The organism is Acidovorax sp. Leaf160, from assembly GCF_001424265.1.
Lineage (GTDB): Bacteria > Pseudomonadota > Gammaproteobacteria > Burkholderiales > Burkholderiaceae_C > Paracidovorax.
This window is the reverse complement of sequence record NZ_LMOV01000011.1, coordinates 19,567-35,753: the sequence shown is the minus strand read 5'-3', so window position 1 is coordinate 35,753 and position 16,187 is coordinate 19,567. Positions and strand designations below refer to the sequence as shown.

14 protein-coding genes are annotated in these 16,187 nt (G+C 69.9%); 2 read left to right on the top strand and 12 right to left on the bottom strand.

Annotation, left to right across the window (positions count from 1 at the left end):
* Nucleotides 1-44: 44 nt before the first annotated feature.
* Nucleotides 45-1,220, top strand: a complete 1,176-nt coding sequence (locus ASF94_RS06460) for a pyridoxal phosphate-dependent aminotransferase (protein WP_056663365.1) — start codon at nt 45-47, stop codon at nt 1,218-1,220.
* Nucleotides 1,221-1,285: 65 nt separating this feature from the next.
* Here the strand turns inward: ASF94_RS06460 and rng are convergent, their stop codons facing one another.
* The 7 genes from rng to ASF94_RS06425 form a co-directional block, all read right to left on the bottom strand.
* A complete protein-coding gene (gene rng / locus ASF94_RS06455) occupies nt 1,286-2,779 on the bottom strand; it encodes a ribonuclease G (RefSeq protein WP_056663304.1) in 1,494 nt (497 codons plus the stop codon).
* A 40-nt stretch (nt 2,780-2,819) separates the two neighbouring features.
* Nucleotides 2,820-3,434: a nucleoside triphosphate pyrophosphatase gene (locus tag ASF94_RS06450; protein ID WP_056663302.1), complete on the bottom strand. Its 615-nt coding sequence runs from the start codon at nt 3,432-3,434 to the stop codon at nt 2,820-2,822.
* A 118-nt stretch (nt 3,435-3,552) separates the two neighbouring features.
* Nucleotides 3,553-4,020, bottom strand: a complete 468-nt coding sequence (rlmH, locus tag ASF94_RS06445) for a 23S rRNA (pseudouridine(1915)-N(3))-methyltransferase RlmH (RefSeq protein WP_056663299.1) — start codon at nt 4,018-4,020, stop codon at nt 3,553-3,555.
* A gap of 28 nt (nt 4,021-4,048) precedes the next feature.
* Nucleotides 4,049-4,864, bottom strand: coding sequence for a ribosome silencing factor (rsfS, locus tag ASF94_RS06440; protein ID WP_056663296.1), 816 nt, complete (start codon nt 4,862-4,864; stop codon nt 4,049-4,051).
* Between the two features lie 155 nt (nt 4,865-5,019).
* A complete protein-coding gene (hemF, locus tag ASF94_RS06435) occupies nt 5,020-6,018 on the bottom strand; it encodes an oxygen-dependent coproporphyrinogen oxidase (RefSeq protein WP_056663293.1) in 999 nt (332 codons plus the stop codon).
* Nucleotides 6,018-7,301, bottom strand: coding sequence for a phosphoribosylamine--glycine ligase (purD, locus tag ASF94_RS06430; RefSeq protein ID WP_056663291.1), 1,284 nt, complete (start codon nt 7,299-7,301; stop codon nt 6,018-6,020). Before purD ends, hemF begins: the two co-directional genes overlap by 1 nt.
* Nucleotides 7,298-8,017, bottom strand: coding sequence for a YebC/PmpR family DNA-binding transcriptional regulator (locus ASF94_RS06425; protein WP_056663288.1), 720 nt, complete (start codon nt 8,015-8,017; stop codon nt 7,298-7,300). The genes purD and ASF94_RS06425 overlap by 4 nt, the downstream gene beginning before the upstream one ends.
* Nucleotides 8,018-8,088: 71 nt before the next feature.
* Between ASF94_RS06425 and ASF94_RS06420 the strand changes: the two genes are divergently transcribed.
* Nucleotides 8,089-9,597: a helicase HerA-like domain-containing protein gene (locus ASF94_RS06420; protein WP_056663286.1), complete on the top strand. Its 1,509-nt coding sequence runs from the start codon at nt 8,089-8,091 to the stop codon at nt 9,595-9,597.
* Between the two features lie 37 nt (nt 9,598-9,634).
* Here ASF94_RS06420 and ASF94_RS06415 read toward each other — a convergent pair whose 3' ends face one another.
* The 5 genes from ASF94_RS06415 to ASF94_RS06395 all read right to left on the bottom strand — a co-directional run bounded on the left by ASF94_RS06415 (nt 9,635) and on the right by ASF94_RS06395 (nt 15,995).
* Nucleotides 9,635-12,136 carry a penicillin acylase family protein gene (locus tag ASF94_RS06415; protein ID WP_056663362.1) on the bottom strand — a complete coding sequence of 834 codons (2,502 nt, stop codon included), beginning with the start codon at nt 12,134-12,136 and terminating at the stop codon, nt 9,635-9,637.
* Nucleotides 12,137-12,182: 46 nt separating this feature from the next.
* On the bottom strand, nt 12,183-13,178 hold the full coding sequence (locus ASF94_RS06410; RefSeq protein WP_369818640.1) for an LD-carboxypeptidase: 996 nt from the start codon (nt 13,176-13,178) through the stop codon (nt 12,183-12,185).
* A gap of 65 nt (nt 13,179-13,243) precedes the next feature.
* Nucleotides 13,244-14,395 (bottom strand): tRNA adenosine(34) deaminase TadA, encoded by a 1,152-nt coding sequence (gene tadA, locus ASF94_RS06405; protein WP_056663283.1) that lies wholly within the window; start codon nt 14,393-14,395, stop codon nt 13,244-13,246.
* A 47-nt stretch (nt 14,396-14,442) separates the two neighbouring features.
* Complete coding sequence (locus ASF94_RS06400) at nt 14,443-14,688, bottom strand: hypothetical protein (protein ID WP_056663280.1); 246 nt, start codon at nt 14,686-14,688, stop codon at nt 14,443-14,445.
* Between the two features lie 146 nt (nt 14,689-14,834).
* Nucleotides 14,835-15,995, bottom strand: coding sequence for a branched-chain amino acid ABC transporter substrate-binding protein (locus ASF94_RS06395; protein ID WP_082493023.1), 1,161 nt, complete (start codon nt 15,993-15,995; stop codon nt 14,835-14,837).
* Nucleotides 15,996-16,187 lie beyond the last annotated feature (192 nt).

Genomic DNA, 16,187 nt, shown 5'->3' with positions numbered 1-16,187 from the left:
CCCAGCTTCCTCCGCTCCCGCTTTTTCAGCGTCCCATGAACCCCATGCACCACGCCGCATCACCCTCGCCCCGCACGCCCGCCGTGCCCACCAAGCTCCCGCAGGTCGGCACCACCATCTTTTCCGTGATGTCCGCACTGGCGCTGGAACATGGCGCGGTGAACCTGGGCCAGGGCTTTCCGGATTTCGCCTGCGACCCGGCCCTGGTCGATGCGGTGACCCAAGCCATGCAGGCCGGCCACAACCAGTATCCGCCCATGCCAGGCGTGCCGGCGCTGCGCCAGGCCGTGGCCCGCAAAATCGAAGCGCTGCACGGCCGCGCCTACGACGCGAACACGGAGATCACCATCACCGCCGGCGCGACGCAGGCGATCCTGACGGCCATCCTCGCCACCGTGCGGCCGGGTGACGAGGTCATCGTGCTGGAGCCCTGCTACGACAGCTACGTGCCCAACATCGAACTGGCGGGCGGCACCGTGGTGCGCGTGCCGCTCACGCCCGGCACGTTCCGCCCCAATTTCGACGCCATCGGCGCCGCGCTGTCGGCGCGCACCCGCGCCATCATCGTCAACACGCCGCACAACCCCAGCGCCACCATCTGGTCCGACCAGGACATGCTGACGCTGCAGGAACTTCTGGCCCCCACCGACGTGCTCCTGATCAGCGACGAGGTCTACGAGCACATGGTGTTCGACGGCGTGGAGCACCAGAGCGCGGCGCGCTTTCCTGGCCTGGCGGCCCGCGCCTTCATCGTGTCCAGCTTCGGCAAGACCTTCCACGTCACCGGCTGGAAGGTCGGCAGCGTGGCCGCGCCTGCCCCGCTGATGGCCGAATTCCGCAAGGTGCACCAGTTCAACGTGTTCACCGTCAACACGCCCATGCAATACGGGCTGGCCGCCTATCTGCACAACCCGGCCCCCTATCTGCAGCTGCCGGCCTTCTACCAGGCCAAGCGCGACCTGTTCCGCCAGGGCCTGGCGGGCTCGCGCCTCCAGCTGCTGCCCAGCACCGGCAGCTACTTCCAGTGCGTGGACATCTCCGCCGTCAGCGACCTGAGCGAGGCCGACTTCTGCCAGTGGCTGACGCGCGAGATCGGCGTGGCAGCGATACCGCTGTCGGCTTTCTACGGCGACGGATTCGATCAGCGCGTGGTGCGTTTCTGCTTCGCCAAGCAGGATGCGACGCTCAGCGAGGCACTGGTGCGGCTGCGCCGCCTGTAGGCAGCCACAGCAGCCACGGCGGCGGCACTGCCGCAGCGCGGCACGGCACGGCGCTGAGCCGGGGGTCAGAGCAGCACGATGTCGTACTGCTCCTGCGCCATGGCGCCTTCCGCCTGCAATGAAATGGGCTTGCCGATGAAGTCCGACAGCCCCGCCAGATGCTGGCTCTCCTCGTCGAGAAACAGTTCCACCACGTGCGGCGACGCGATCACGCGGAATTCGCGCGGATTGAACTGCCGCGCCTCGCGCAGGATCTCGCGCAGCACGTCATAGCACACGCTGCGCGCGGTCTTCACCTGGCCAGAGCCCTGGCAGTGCTTGCAGGGCTCGCACAGCATGTGCGCCAGCGACTCGCGGGTGCGCTTGCGGGTCATCTCCACCAGCCCCAGTTGCGAGAATCCGCCCGACATGGTCTTCACCCGGTCGCGCGACAGCTGCTTGCGGAACTCGGCCAGCACCGCTTCCTGGTGGTCTTCCCGCGCCATGTCGATGAAGTCGGCAATGATGATGCCGCCCAGGTTGCGCAGCCGCAGTTGCCGGGCAATGGCGCCGGCCGCCTCCAGGTTGGTGCGGAAGATCGTGTCGTCGAAATTGCGGGCGCCCACATAGCCGCCCGTGTTCACGTCCACCGTGGTCAGCGCCTCGGTCTGGTCGATGATGAGATAGCCGCCGGACTTGAGATCCACCCGCCGGCCCAGCGCCCGCGCGACCTCCTCGTCGATGGCGTAGAGGTCGAAGATGGGCCGCTCGCCCCGGTAGAGCTGCAGCTTGGGCACCGCCGCGGGCATGAATTCGCGGCCGAAGGCCTGCAGCGCCGCGAACTGTTCTCGCGAGTCAAGCCGGATGCTGGTGGTCTCTTCGCCCACCAGGTCGCGCAGCACGCGCTGCAGCAGGCTCAGGTCCTGGTGCAGCAGCGAGGTGGCGGGCAGCCGCAGCGCGGCCTGCTTGATGCGCGCCCAGGTCTTGCGCAGGTAGGTGATGTCCTCGGCCAGCTCGGCATCGGTCGAATCCTCGCCATTGGTGCGCAGGATGAAGCCGCCGCCCGCGCCGCCGCCGTGCGCCTTGTCGGCCACCAGCGCCTGCAGGCGCGCGCGCAGGGCGTCGCGCTCGGCAGCCGGAATCTTCTGCGATATGCCGATGTGGTCGTCCTGCGGCAGAAACACCAGCAGCCGGCCCGCCACACTGATCTGCGTGGAGAGCCGCGCGCCCTTGGTACCGATGGGATCCTTGATGACCTGCACCATGATCGACTGGCCCTCGAACACCTGCTTCTCGATGGGTACGGGCGGCTCGCCCTTGCGCGCGAACATCGGCGCCTCGCCGCCCTCCTGCCGCTGCCACACGTCGGCCACGTGCAGAAAGGCGGCGCGCTCCAGGCCGATGTCGATGAAGGCGGACTGCATGCCCGGCAGCACGCGGGAGACCTTGCCCAGGTACACGTTGCCGACCAGCCCGCGCTCCAGCGTGCGCTCCACGTGCAGTTCCTGCACGGCGCCGTGTTCGACGACGGCCACGCGGGTTTCCTGGGGCGACCAGTTGATGAGAATGTCTTGTTGCATGGTCGGAAGGGAAAGCACCGGCAGCCGCCGGGGGGAAAGTTCAGACGGCGAAGCCGGCTTCGCGCAGCAGTTGCGCCGTCTCGTACAGGGGCAGGCCCATGATGCCCGAATAGCTGCCGGCCAGGTGTTCCACGTGCGCGGCCACGCGGCCCTGGATGCCGTAGGCGCCCGCCTTGCCGAGCGGCTCGCCGCTGGCGACGTAGGCGTCGATCTGCGCCGGCGTCATGGGCGCGAAACGCACCGTGGACACCGACAGCGCCGCCCTCCGCCGCCCGGCCGACTGCAGGGCCACGGCCGTCAGCACCTGGTGCTCGCGTCCGGCGAGCTCGGCCAGCATGCGTGCGGCATCGGCAGCGTCGTCCGGCTTGCCGAAGATGCGGCCCGCCAGCGCCACCGTGGTGTCGGAGCACAGAATGGGCGCTGCCGCCAGCCCGCGCCGGGCGTGCCGCGCCACGGCGGCCTCCAGCTTCAGGCCGGTGACGCGCTGGACGTAGGCGTCGGGCGCCTCACCCGGCAGCACGGCCTCGATGGCTTCGGCGTCTTCCGGCAGGTCGCCGTCGGCATTGGGCAGCAGCAATTCGGTGCGCACACCGATCTGCTCGAGCAGCTGCCGGCGGCGCGGGCTCTGGGATGCGAGATAGAGGAAGTCGGCCATGGCTCTGGATTTGGGGGTCAAAACAGCCTCTCGCGCCCGTCTATCCAACGCATTCAGCTATTAAATTTATAGCAAACCGGCGAGCACCTTCAGGTCGAGGCGCCCAACCGACGGCCGCTCATTCCCGGTGATACGGGTGGCCGGCGTTGACGGACCATGCGCGGTAGAGCTGTTCGATCAGCAGCACGCGAACCATGGCGTGCGGCAGCGTCAGGTCGGACAGGCGGATGCGCTCGTGCGCCGCCTGCCGGAAGGCAGGCTCCAGGCCGTCCGGCCCGCCGATGACCAGCGCCACGTCGTCGCCGCTCAGCTGCCAGTCCTTCAGCCGTTGGGCCAGCGCCTTGGTGGTCAGGTTCGTGCCGCGCTCATCGAGCACCACCACGCGCATGCCGCGCGGAATGGCGGCCTCGATGCGCTCGCGCTCGGCAGCGTAGAGAGTCTCCAGCGTCTTGGAGCCGCGCGGCTCGGTCTTCACGGCCTTGAGCTCGACCTTCAGCTCGGGCGGAAACCGCTTGGCATAGTCGTCGTAGGCCGTTTGCGCCCAGTCGGGCACGCGCTGGCCCACGGCCACGATCAGCAGCTTCATCGGTGCTCGGCCCGTGCCTGGAGGTCAGTCAGGACTTGCGGGCTGGAGCCTTCTTGGCGGGCGCCCGGGCCGGTGCCTTGGCCGCGGCGCGGGGCGCCGAGCGTGCGCCCGTCTTGGCGGGGGCGGCCTTCTTGGCGGCCGGCTTCACGACCAGGGTCTTGATGGGCTTGGCTGCCGTGTTGGCGGGGGCCTTCGCTGCCGGTTTGGCTGCCGTTTTTGCGGCGGTCTTGGCGGCGGTCTTCACCGGCGCGCGGCTGGAGGCAGCGGCCTTCTTGGCAGGGGCCTTGGCCGTCGTCTTGGCGGCAGCAGTGGTGGTCTTGCGGCCCGCAGCCGGTGCGGCCTCTGCCGTCGCCGCCTTGGCCTTGGACACGCCGGGCTTGCGGGCCGGCTGCTCGGGCTTGGCGGCCACGGCAGCCTTCTTGCGCTTGGGCTTGTCGCCGCCCTCCGCCACGGCGGGCTTGGGCGCGCCCAGCTTCAGGCGCACGGGCTTGTCGCCCCAGATCTCTTCCAGGCGGTAGTACTGGCGGATGGCGGGCTGCATGATGTGCGCCACGGCCGCGCCGCAGTCGACGATGATCCACTCGCCGTTGTCTTCACCTTCGATGCGCGGCTTCGGGAAGCCGGCCTCGCGCACGGCGTCGCGCACGCTGGAAGCCAGCGCCTTGGTCTGCCGGTTGGAGGTGCCCGATGCCACGATCACGCGCTCGAACAGCGGCGACAGGTGCTCGGTGTTGAACACCTGCACGTCTTGCGCCTTGACGTCCTCCAGGCCATCGACGATGGCGCGCTGGAGCTTGGTGACGTCTTTCTTGGCGGCGGTTTCCGATTGGCTGGAGGTGGTCATCAGGCTGTGTTCAGTGAAGAAGGAAATGTATTTATAGCGGGCTGGCGGGACGTCGGCCAGTAGGACCGATCCCTGCACGTGCCGGCGCCGGGCGCCGGAGCCAGTGCCTTTTGCGCTCCCGGCGCAATGGCATCAGGCGGTTGCAGCTATCAAAATTATAGTTGATGGCCTTCGGCGGCCTCGATCCAGTCGCGGCGCTGCAGGAACCGGGCGGTCAGTTCGGCCTCGGGAGATCCTGCCGGGTCCTCGCGCTGGTAGGCCCAGGCGGCCAGCGGCGGCATCGACAACAGGATGGATTCGGTGCGCCCGCCCGACTGCAGGCCGAAGTGGGTGCCGCGGTCCCACACCAGGTTGAACTCGACGTAGCGGCCCCGGCGGTAGAGCTGGAATTCGCGTTCGCGCTCCCCGTACGGCAGCCCCTGGCGGCGCTCCACGATGGGCAGGTAGGCACCCAGGAAGGCGTCACCCACCGACTGCATCATCGCCAGGCTGGCGTCGAAGCCCGGCTCCGAGAAATCGTCGAAGAAGATGCCGCCGACCCCCCGCTGCTCGCCCCGGTGCCTGAGGAAGAAGTAGTCGTCGCACCATGCCTTGAAGCGCGGGTACTTGTCGGCTCCGAAAGCGGCCAGCGCGGCCCGGCAGCTGCGGTGGAAATGCACCGCGTCCTCGTCGAAGCCGTAGATGGGCGTCAGATCCATGCCGCCGCCGAACCAGCAGACCGGCGCCGCGCCGGGGTGGCCGGCGGCGATCATGCGCACATTCATGTGCACGGTCGGCACATAGGGGTTGCGCGGGTGGAACACCAGCGACACGCCCATGGCCTCGAACGGCGCGCCGGCCAGCTCGGGCCGATGCGCGGTGGCCGAGGGTGGCAGGCGCGGCCCGCGCACGTGCGAGAAGCCGCAGCCGGCCCGCTCGAACACGCGCCCGCCTTCCAGGATGCGGGTGATGCCGTCGCCCTGCAGCGGCTCGCCCGGCGGCTTGGCCCAGGCGTCGGAGCGAAAACGCGCACCGCCCTCCTCCACCCGGCCTTCCACGCCTTCGATCGCATCGGTGATGCGCGCCTGCAGGCCCACGAGGTAGCCACGCACGCGCGCGGCCACGTCGCCGGCATGCAGCGGGGGGGCATCGAAAGCGGCGCCAGTGGGCTGCATCAGCTCTTGATGGCGCGGTGGCCGATGTCGCGGCGGTATTGCGCGCCGTCGAAGTGGATGCCGCGGGCCACGTCGTACACCCGCTGCTGCGCCAGCTTGACGCTGTCGGCCAGCGCCGTGACGCAGAGCACGCGCCCGCCCGTGGTGCGGGGCACGCCCGCTTCGTCGAGCGCGGTGCCCGCATGGAACACCACCGCGTCGTCGGCATCGGCGGGCAGGCCGGTGATGGCGTCACCCTTGCGCGGGCTCTCGGGGTAGCCATGCGCGGCCATCACCACGCCCAGAGCGGGGCGGCGGTCCCATTGCATCTCCAGCTGGTCGAGCTTGCCGTCCACGGCGGCGGCCAGCACATCGACCAGATCGCTCTTCAAGCGCATCAGGATGGGCTGGGTTTCCGGGTCGCCCATGCGGCAGTTGAACTCCAGCGTCTTCGGATGGCCGGTGGCGTCGATCATCAACCCGGCATAGAGGAAGCCGGTGTAGGGAATGCCGTCCTTTTCCATGCCCCGGATGGTGGGCAGGATGATCTCGCGCATGGCGCGGGCATGCACGTCGGCCGTGACCACGGGCGCGGGCGAATACGCGCCCATGCCGCCGGTGTTGGGGCCTTCGTCGCCGTCCTTGAGCCGCTTGTGGTCCTGGCTGGTGGCCAGGGCCGCCACGTTCTTGCCGTCGCACAGCACGATGAAGGAGGCCTCTTCGCCCTTGAGGAACTCCTCGATCACGACGCGAGCGCCGCCTGCGTTGTGGCTCACGCCGTACTTGTTGTCCACCAGCATGAAGTCGACCGCGTCGTGTGCTTCCTGCAGCGTCATGGCCACCACCACGCCCTTGCCGGCGGCCAGGCCGTCGGCCTTGACCACGATGGGCGCGCCCAGCCGGTCCACGTAGGCGTGGGCCGCCACCGGGTCGGTGAAGGCCTCGTACTCGGCCGTTGGAATGCCGTGGCGCTTCATGAAGGCCTTGGAGAACGCCTTGGAGCTTTCCAGCTGGGCAGCGGCCTTGGTCGGGCCGAAGATGCGCAGTCCATGCGCGCGGAACTCATCCACCACGCCGGCGGCCAGCGGGGCTTCGGGCCCGACGACGGTCAGCGAGATCTTCTGCGCCTGCGCCCATTCGCGCAGCGCCCGCACGTCGGCGATGTCCACGTTTTCCAGCTTGGAATCGAGTGCCGTGCCGCCGTTGCCGGGCGCCACGAACACCTTCGTCACCCTGGGCGACTGGCTGATCTTCCAGGCCATTGCGTGTTCCCGGCCGCCGCCACCAATCACGAGAATTTTCATAATGCTGCGTTGTGATAGACCTCTTGCACGTCGTCCAGGTCTTCCAGGACGTCGAGCAGCTTCTGCATGCGGGCAGCATCGTCGCCTTCCAGCTCGATGGTGTTGTCGGCGCGCATCGTGACCTCGGCCACCTCGGGCACCAGGCCGGCGGCCTGCAGGGCATTCTTGACCGCTTCGAAATCACCGTAGGCCGTCAGCACCTCGATGGCCCCGTCTTCGCCGGTGACCACGTCTTCGGCGCCGGCCTCCAGGGCCAGCTCCATCACGCGGTCCTCGTCGGTGCCCGGAGCGAAGATGAGCTGGCCGCAGTGCTTGAACTGGAACGCCACCGAGCCTTCCGTGCCCATGTTGCCGCCGTACTTGCTGAAGGCGTGGCGCACGTCCGCCACGGTTCGCACACGGTTGTCGGTCATGGTGTCAACAATGATGGCCGCGCCGCCGATGCCGTAGCCCTCGTAGCGAATTTCTTCGTAGTTCACGCCCTCGGCGTTGCCGGTAGCCTTGTCGATGTTGTACTTGATGCGGTCGGCCGGCATGTTGGCGGCCTTGGCCTTGTCGATCGCCAGGCGCAGACGCGGGTTGGCCGACACGTCGCCGCCACCGGCGCGTGCCGCCACCGTGATTTCGCGGATGATCCGCGTCCAGATCTTTCCGCGCTTCTCATCCTGCCGCCCTTTGCGGTGCTGGATGTTCGCCCATTTACTGTGTCCTGCCACGGGTGTCCTTCGGGGTGCTGGTATTGATTTAATCTACTGGCCGCGATTTTACTTTTGACTGCCTACCCATCATGGCCGAACCTCTTCTGATCGCCCGATCGGGCACCGCCGAATGCCAACTCCTGCCCGGCCTCGCCAACCGGCACGGGCTCATCACCGGCGCCACCGGCACCGGCAAGACGGTCACGCTGCAGACGCTGGCCGAAGGGTTCTCGCGCATCGGCGTGCCGGTCTTCATGGCCGACGTGAAGGGCGACCTCACCGGCATCAGCCAGCCCGGCCGCATCGGCGACAAGCTGGCCGCCACGCTGGCCGAGCGCGGCCTGCCGCTGCCCGAGCCCGTCGCCTGCCCCACGGCGGTGTGGGACGTCTTCGGCGAACAGGGCCACCCGGTGCGCGCCACCATCTCCGACATGGGGCCGCTGCTGCTGGGCCGCATGCTGAACCTGAACGACACGCAGCTGGGCGTGCTGAACCTGGTGTTCAAGATCGCCGACGACAACGGCCTGCTGCTGCTCGACCTGAAAGACCTGCGGGCCATGCTCACGCACGTGGGCGAAAACGCCAAGCAGTTCACCACCGAGTACGGCAACATCAGCGCCGCCAGCGTTGGCGCCATCCAGCGCGGTCTGCTGCAGATCGAGACCCAGGGCGGCGACCGTTTCTTCGGCGAGCCGATGCTCGACATCAACGACCTGATGCAGACCGTCGGCGGCCAGGGCGTGGTCAACATCCTTGCGGCCGACAAGCTGATGAATTCGCCGCGCCTCTACGCCACCTTCCTGCTCTGGATGCTGTCGGAGCTGTTCGAGACGCTGCCCGAGATCGGCGACCCCGAAAGGCCCAAGCTCGTCTTCTTCTTCGACGAGGCCCACCTGCTGTTCAACGAAGCGCCCAAGGTACTCGTCGAGCGCATCGAACTGGTGGTGCGGCTGGTGCGGTCCAAGGGCGTGGGCGTCTATTTCGTCACCCAGAACCCGCTGGACATTCCCGACAGTGTGCTGGCCCAGCTGGGCAACCGCGTGCAGCATGCGCTGCGCGCCTTCACCCCGCGCGACCAGAAGGCGGTGAAGGCCGCGGCCACCACCATGCGGCCCAAGCCGGGGCTGGACATCGAGGCGGCCATCAGCGAGCTGGCCGTGGGCGAGGCGCTGGTCAGCTTCCTCGATGCCAAGGGCCGGCCCAGCGTCACCGAGCGCGTCTTCGTGCTGCCCCCCGGCAGCCAGATCGGCCCGATCACGCCGCAGCAACGCCAGGCGCTGCTGGCGCAGTCGCTGGTGGCCGGGGTGTACGAGAAGGCGGTGGACCGCGAATCGGCCTACGAGAAGCTGCGCGGCCGCGCCGACGTGGCAGCGGACAACGCGCCCGCCAAGGCGAAGGCCGATGCGGCGCAGGACGGCGGCGGCATGATGGGTGGGCTTAACGACGTGCTGTTCGGCTCGACGGGCCCGCGCGGCGGCAAGCGGGACGGCCTGGTTCAGACCATGGCCAGGTCCGCCGTGCGCACCATGGGCACGTCGCTGGGCAAGGAGATCCTGCGCGGGGTGCTGGGCAGCATCTTCGGCGGCAAAAAGCGCTGACACGGTCGCGCAGCCCCGGGCCTGCGGGCCCAGGGGTTCAGGGCGTCAACACCAGCCGGTGCGCGTAGCGGGCGGGCTGCAACTGCAGGGGACGCATGCCGCCCTGCGACCACGCCCCGGCCATGTCGCGGTAGCGCGGCGAGAACACCAGCCCGCTCTGCCCGGTCTGGTAGATGAACAGCGACTGCTCCGGGTCTCCCAGGTCGTACACCGCGCGCAGCGAGGGCGCGTGGCGGCTGGCGAAGGGGTCGTGCTTTTCCGCCGGGTTGTACTGGCCCACGTTGACCGTGTAGGCATCGCCCGGCGACGGCACGCGCACGTCGAACCAGCGGGCCAGCGCCGGCACGTTGCCGAACGGCCGGTGCACGCTGAGCGCGGGGTGGGCCGCGCCCCACCGCCAGCGGGCGGGGTCGCTGCCGTGGAGCGCGGCCAGGCGGTCCAGCGCCCGATTGAACGCAGCACCCGCCTGCTGCGGGCAGGTCAGGGGTTGGCACCACCAGCCGTCGCCCCGCTGCAGCATGCCTTCGATACCAGCCCGGAAGTCGCGCCGGCCGTAGAGTGCCGCGAAGCGCTCGGCCCCGATGCGCGGCGCCACCAGGCCGCGCGCCAGTTCGTCCGCCCAGGCGGCAAAGATCAGCGGAGCGGCGCGGTCGGCGCGCATGTCGCCGTCCCAGCCCTGCAGCAGCGCCCGCGCCTGCGCAGCCAGGGCGTGGTCGGTGGGCGCGGCCACCAGGTGCGGCAGCAGCTGGAGCGCCGCCAGCGACACCGTGTCCTGCTGCAGGGCGCGCAGACTAGCCATGTCGTGGCGCGGCGTGGCCTCCAGGCGTCCGGCGATGCGGTTTTGCCGATACGGCAGCGACCAGTCGGCCGTGATGAAGTGGGGATAGCCGGGCGGCGTGATGCGCTGGTTGGCGGTGGCCAGCCAGCCGTGGGCGGCGCCGTCGTCCTGCGGGGTGTCGGCCAGGGGCAGCCACCCCTGCCAGTCGTAGCGCGCGTCCCACCCGGGGGCGGGCGCGACGCCGCGCAGGTCGTTGCCCGCGCCGCGCACCGGCACGCGACCCATGGCCTTGAAGCCGATGGCGCCGTGGACGTCGGCCGCCACCACGCTCTGCATGGGCGAGTGGTAGTGGGCGAAGGCCGTGAACAGCTCGGCCACCGACCGGGCCTGGTTGGCCAGCAGGCCGGCCAGCACCGTCTGGTTGTCGTCGTCGAGCGCGCTCCAGCGCAGGGCGAGCACGTGGCGATCCAGGTCGATGACTCCGCCATGGAGGGCGGGCTGCGCATCGCTCAGCACCGGCCCATGGCGGGTGGCGCGCACGCGGTGGCGCACGTCCGGCTGGCCTTTTACGCGGATGGTTTCCTCGCGCTCGGCGAACGTGGCCCAGCCGTCCGGCGTGCGGTAGCGCTTCGGGTCGGCCGGGTCGATCTGCTCCAGGTACAGGTCCTGCACGTCGGGGGCGGTGTTGGTGAAGCCCCAGGCCGCCCGCGCCGTGCGGCCCAGCACCACGAAGGGCAGGCCGGGCAAGGTGGCGCCCACCACGTCCATGCCGGCGACGGCGCTGCCGTCACCCGCCACGCCGGCAGGCGCCTTCAGACGCGCGAAATACCAGAGGGCTGGCGCCCCCAGGCCGAGGTGCGGATCGTTCGCCAGCAGCGGCTTGCCGCTGGCAGTGCGGCGGCCCGCCACCACCCAGTTGTTGCTGCCCCGCCCGCCCGGGTCGCCGGCCTGCGCGGCCAGGTCATGGGCCCAGGGCACCGGCAGCGGCGGCTGCGCCCCCTGCCCGTGCGCAGCTGCCACGGGCCCGGCGGGCGTGCGGTACACACCCAGCTCGCGGTACAGCGCCTGCAGGTCGACGGAAGTCGCCGGCGCCTCGCCCGGATACGGCGGCATCAGCTGCCAGAGCCGGTCGGTGGGCAGCGTGCGCACCAGCGACAGGCGCGCGAATTCGGTGCCCCAGTTGCCGCCCAGGTCCAGCGCCATCATCAGCGCCCAGCCCACGCTGTCTTCCGGCGACCACGGCGTGCCCTGGGCACCGCCCGGCCGCGCGCCCAGCAACAGGAATTCGGGCGGCAGCGCCTGTGCTCGGTGCTGGTGGAACGATGCGATGCCGCGGCTGTAGGCCTGCAGCGCCTCGCGTGCGAACGGCGGCAAGCCGGCGTACTGGCGGCGTGCCGCGCCGGCGATGTCGAGCGTGCGCATCAGCCGATCGGTGTCCAGCGCGGCGGGGCCGAACAGTTCCGACAGCTCGCCATGCATCAGGCGGCGGTTGAATTCCAGCTGCCAGGTGCGCTCCTGCGCATGCACGTAGCCCATGGCGAACCAGGCGTCGAAGGGCGTGGCCGCTTCGATGTGGGTGACGTCGGCGCCGTCGCGCCGCACCTGCACGGGCTGCGTCAGGCCCGGGGTCTGCATGCGGCCGTCCAGCGCGGGGAAGCTGCGCAGCACGTAGAGGGCGGCCGCAGCGCCCGCCAAAAGCACCACGGCGACCAGCGCCACGGCACCGCGGCCGATCCACCGCGTGGTTCGCGAGATGCCCATGCCAGCCATGCTCACCCTTTCTTCCGCGCCCTCCTGCGGGCAGCGCTCAGTGGGTATGACCCCAGTAGATCAGCGCATCGCGCCCTTCCACCGACAGCGACACCGGAGCGCCCACCGGCAGCAGCACCTTGGTGGCCACATGGCCGAACGGCAGGTTGGTGAGCACCGGCGCCTTGATCTGGGTGCGCAGCCAGTCGACCACGCTCTGCAGCTTGAAGCCCTTGTCGTGCGGCGTGAGCGCGTAGTCGCTGAACTGCCCCAGCACCACGGCCTTCTGGCGGGCCAGCACGCCGGCGTGCAGCAGCTGCGTGAGCATGCGCTCGACCCGGTAGGGGTGTTCGTTCACGTCTTCCAGGAAGAGGATGCCGCCGCGCACTTCGGGCAGGTACGGCGTGCCCACCAGCGAGGCCAGCACCGCGAGGTTGCCGCCCCAGAGCGTGGCGTTCTTCACGTAGATGTCGCGCACGGCGGGCTGGCCGTCGGCGCGGGGCTTCTCGGCGTTCATGCGCCAGCCGGTGCCTTCGCCATGGCCGGTGAACAAATCATCCAGGCAGGCCATCATGATGTCGTCGGGCTCGCCTTCGCACCCTAAGTCGCCCACCAGCGCCGGGCCGGCCCAGGTGGTGGCGCCGGTCTGCGCCAGCAGGGCCGTCTGGAGGTAGGTGAAATCGCTCAGGCCCACGAACCGCGTGCCGCCGGCCACGGCCTTGGCCACGGCCTTGTAGCGAATGCCCGGCAGGATGCGCGAGAGGCCGTAGCCGCCGCGCGAGATGAGCGCCACGTCGGCCCCGCTCGCGGCCGCGCGGTGGATGGCGGCCAGACGCGTGGCATCGTCGCCCGCGAAGCGGGTGTGGCTCGCCAGCGCGTCGGCATCGATCTCGACCTCGTGGCCCATGGCCTTGAGGCGGGCCACGCCGCGCTTGAAGCCGGCCTTGTCGCGCACCGCGCCGGAAGGCGAATAAATGTAGATGTGCTGCGGGCCGTGGTGGTGGCCGCAGACCGAGGGATGGTGATCGAGGGACAAGGCGTTCAGGCCGTGCACGGCCTGCTCCAAAAAGAGCGATGGGTGGGCGCACCGGCCGGGCGTCGGGCCCGGGCGTGGTGGCATCAAGGGCGAAAGTATTCCACAGCGCGTGCGGCCAGGGCGGCGCCGTCCGGCGACCCGCCTGCCAGCGTGTCGGGGAACGGCACGCCCCCCGGCAGCGCCCTGGGCCACTGCCCCACCGCGCGGGGCCCGGCCCGATGGCCGGCATCGGGAAACGGCGCGGCCCAGGCCGGGTCGGTGTCGCCCTCCTGCACATCCGGGCTGACCAGCAGGCCGGCAAAGCGCCCAGGCAGCGCCGCATGCAGCGCCGAGGCCAGCGCCGCCATGCCGGGCGGCGCCACCAGCACGGCGGGCCCCAGGCCCAGCCCATCGGCCCATTCGGCCAGCACCCGGGTATGCCAGGCGAGCGTGTGCACCGCAGGCTTCTTGGGCTTGTCGCTGCGCCCGAAGCCGATCAGGTCGGGCGCCAGCACACGGTCGCCCGCCGCGAGGAAGACCGGCAGCATGCGGCGCCACGCATGGCTCCAGGCCGTGCGGCCGTGCAGGCAGAGCCAGGTGCGCGCGGCGTCCGGCGGTCCTTCGTCCAGATAGTGCAGGCGCAAACCGGCAAGCGCCGGCAGGTCGCTCACGTAGCGCGGCAGACAGGGGTCGCCAGACAGTGCCGCAAACCGCGCTTCGGGCGTGCGCAGGGCATCGTCGCGCAGCGGGTGGGCGGCCAGCGCCCGGGCCCGCTGCTGCTGGCGGCGCTGCTGGAAGAAGTCGCTCAGCAGCGCGGCGCATTCGTCCGCCAGCACGCCCCCCTGCAGCGCGGTCTGGTGGTTGAGCCGGGGTTCGGCGAACAGGTTGACCACCGAGCCGGCGGCACCGGTCTTGACCTCGGCCGCACCGAACACCACGCGCGGCAGCCGCGCATGCAGCATGGCGCCGCTGCACATGGCGCAGGGCTCCAGCGTCACGTAGAGGGTGCAGCCGTCCAGCCGGTAGTTGCCGAGCCGCTCGGCCGCCGCCCGCAGCGCGGCGATCTCGGCATGGGCCGTCGGGTCGTGGCGGGCGATGGGCGCATTGCGGCCGGTGGCGATCACCTCGCCGTGCCGCACGACGATGGCGCCCACCGGCACTTCGCCCGCCTCCGCGGCGGCGCGGGCCTCTTGCAGCGCCAGCCGCATCCAGGCGGCGTCGTCGGGCGCCTCGGCGCCGGCAGTGCGTTCACTCATCTTTTTATAGCATCAGACCGAGTATTGACGGGCGCCAGAGCCGTTTTTCACTTGGATTCATCGTCTGGCATGGGGCGGGCCTGCTGCATCAGCGTGTCCATCTGCTGGCGCACCTGCTGCTGGATCTGCTGGGTCTGGTCGCGCACCGATCCGGCGGGCGCGCTGGCGGGCGCCCCGGGAACGGCCGGCAGCGGCTGGGTTGCCGCATGCGGCGCCTGCGCCTGCCGCTTGGCCAGCACCGCCACGATGGCCAGCGCCACCACCAGTCCGATGAGTCCGAAAGTCCTGAGCACCGCGCACCGCCTTCTGTTCGTTCGCGCAGCCCGGAAATGGGCTGGCGGTCGCCACTGTAGCGGCAGGCCTCACCGGCCCGCAGCAAAAACGGCCGCAGAAGCGGCCGATCGGGCTGGGCCGGGGCAGCGGTGGCGCCCCGGGCGGGTCAGTTCAAGCCGACGCGGGCGTTGTCCGGGTAGTGGTAGAGCGTGACCGCAGGATGCGTGAGCTCGCCCTTGGGGGTGAACGACACATTGGCCGTCACGCCCTTGTAGTTCGCCTTGCCGATGAAGGGCGTGTACTTGCGCGGATCCACCGAATCGGCACGCTTCATCGCGTCTGCCAGCACCATGGCGGCGTCGTAGGCGTAGGGGCTGTAGATCTGGAACTGGCCGGGGAACTTGGCGTCGTAGCGCTTCTTCCATTCGGGGCCGCCCTGCATCTTGGCGATGGAGGCGCCGCCGGTGGCGCAGGTCACGTTCTTCAGCGCGGCGACCTTGCTGGCCAGCTCGGGCAGCTTTTCGGTGCAGAGCGCGTCGCCACCGAAGAACTTCACCTGGCCCATGCCCAGCTGCTCCATCTGGCGCAGCATCGGGCCGGCCTGCGCATCGAGGCCGCCGTAGAAGACGCCGTCGGGCTTCTTGCTCTTGAGCGAGGTCAGGATGGCCATGAAGTCGGTGGCCTTGTCGTTGGTGAATTCCTCACCCACCACCTTCAGGCCCTTTTGCTGCGCGGTGGCCTTGAAGACCTGCGCCACGCCCTGGCCGTAGGCCGTGCGGTCGTCGATGATGGCCACCGTCTTGAGCTTGAGGTGATCGGCCGCATACAGGGCCAGCGCCGCGCCCAGCGCGTTGTCGTTGGCGATCAGGCGGAAGGCCGTCTTGTAGCCGGGCTTGGTGAAGTCGGGGTTGGTGGCCGATGCGGTGATGTGCGGCAGGTCGCACTTGTCGTAGATGCCGGACGCGGGGATGGAGGTGCCCGACTGCAGGTGGCCCACCACGCCGGCGACCTTCTGGTCGCACAGCTTCTGCGCCACGGCAGTGGCCTGGCGCGGGTCGCCCGCGTCGTCCTCGGCGGCCAGCTCGAACTTGATTTTCTTGCCGCCGATGACCAGGTTCTGCGCGTTCAGGTCGTCCACCGCCAGGCGCACGCCGTTCTCGGTGTCCTTGCCGATGTGGGCGATGCCGCCCGAAATGGGGCCGGCGTGGCCGATCTTGACGACCTGCACGTCCTGGGCATTCGCCGCGGCAGCGGCGGTCAGGGCGCAGGCCAGCGCGGTCAGTTGCAGGGGGAAACGCAGGCGGGAAGCAGTGGACTGGGCGAACATTCGGTCTCCGTGGCTGGCTGGACAAAAAGAAGCGTGACGGCCGGTGCCGCCACGTGCGTATGCTAACCATTAGCTCGCGGTGGAGGCACCAAAACCAGGCAATACCCCGCTCGACAGGCCCCATTCCGGTGCATGTGCAGGGTTCACCCGCGCCTGCCGGCACCCCGCCGACGGGTGCCGACCGGTGCCTGA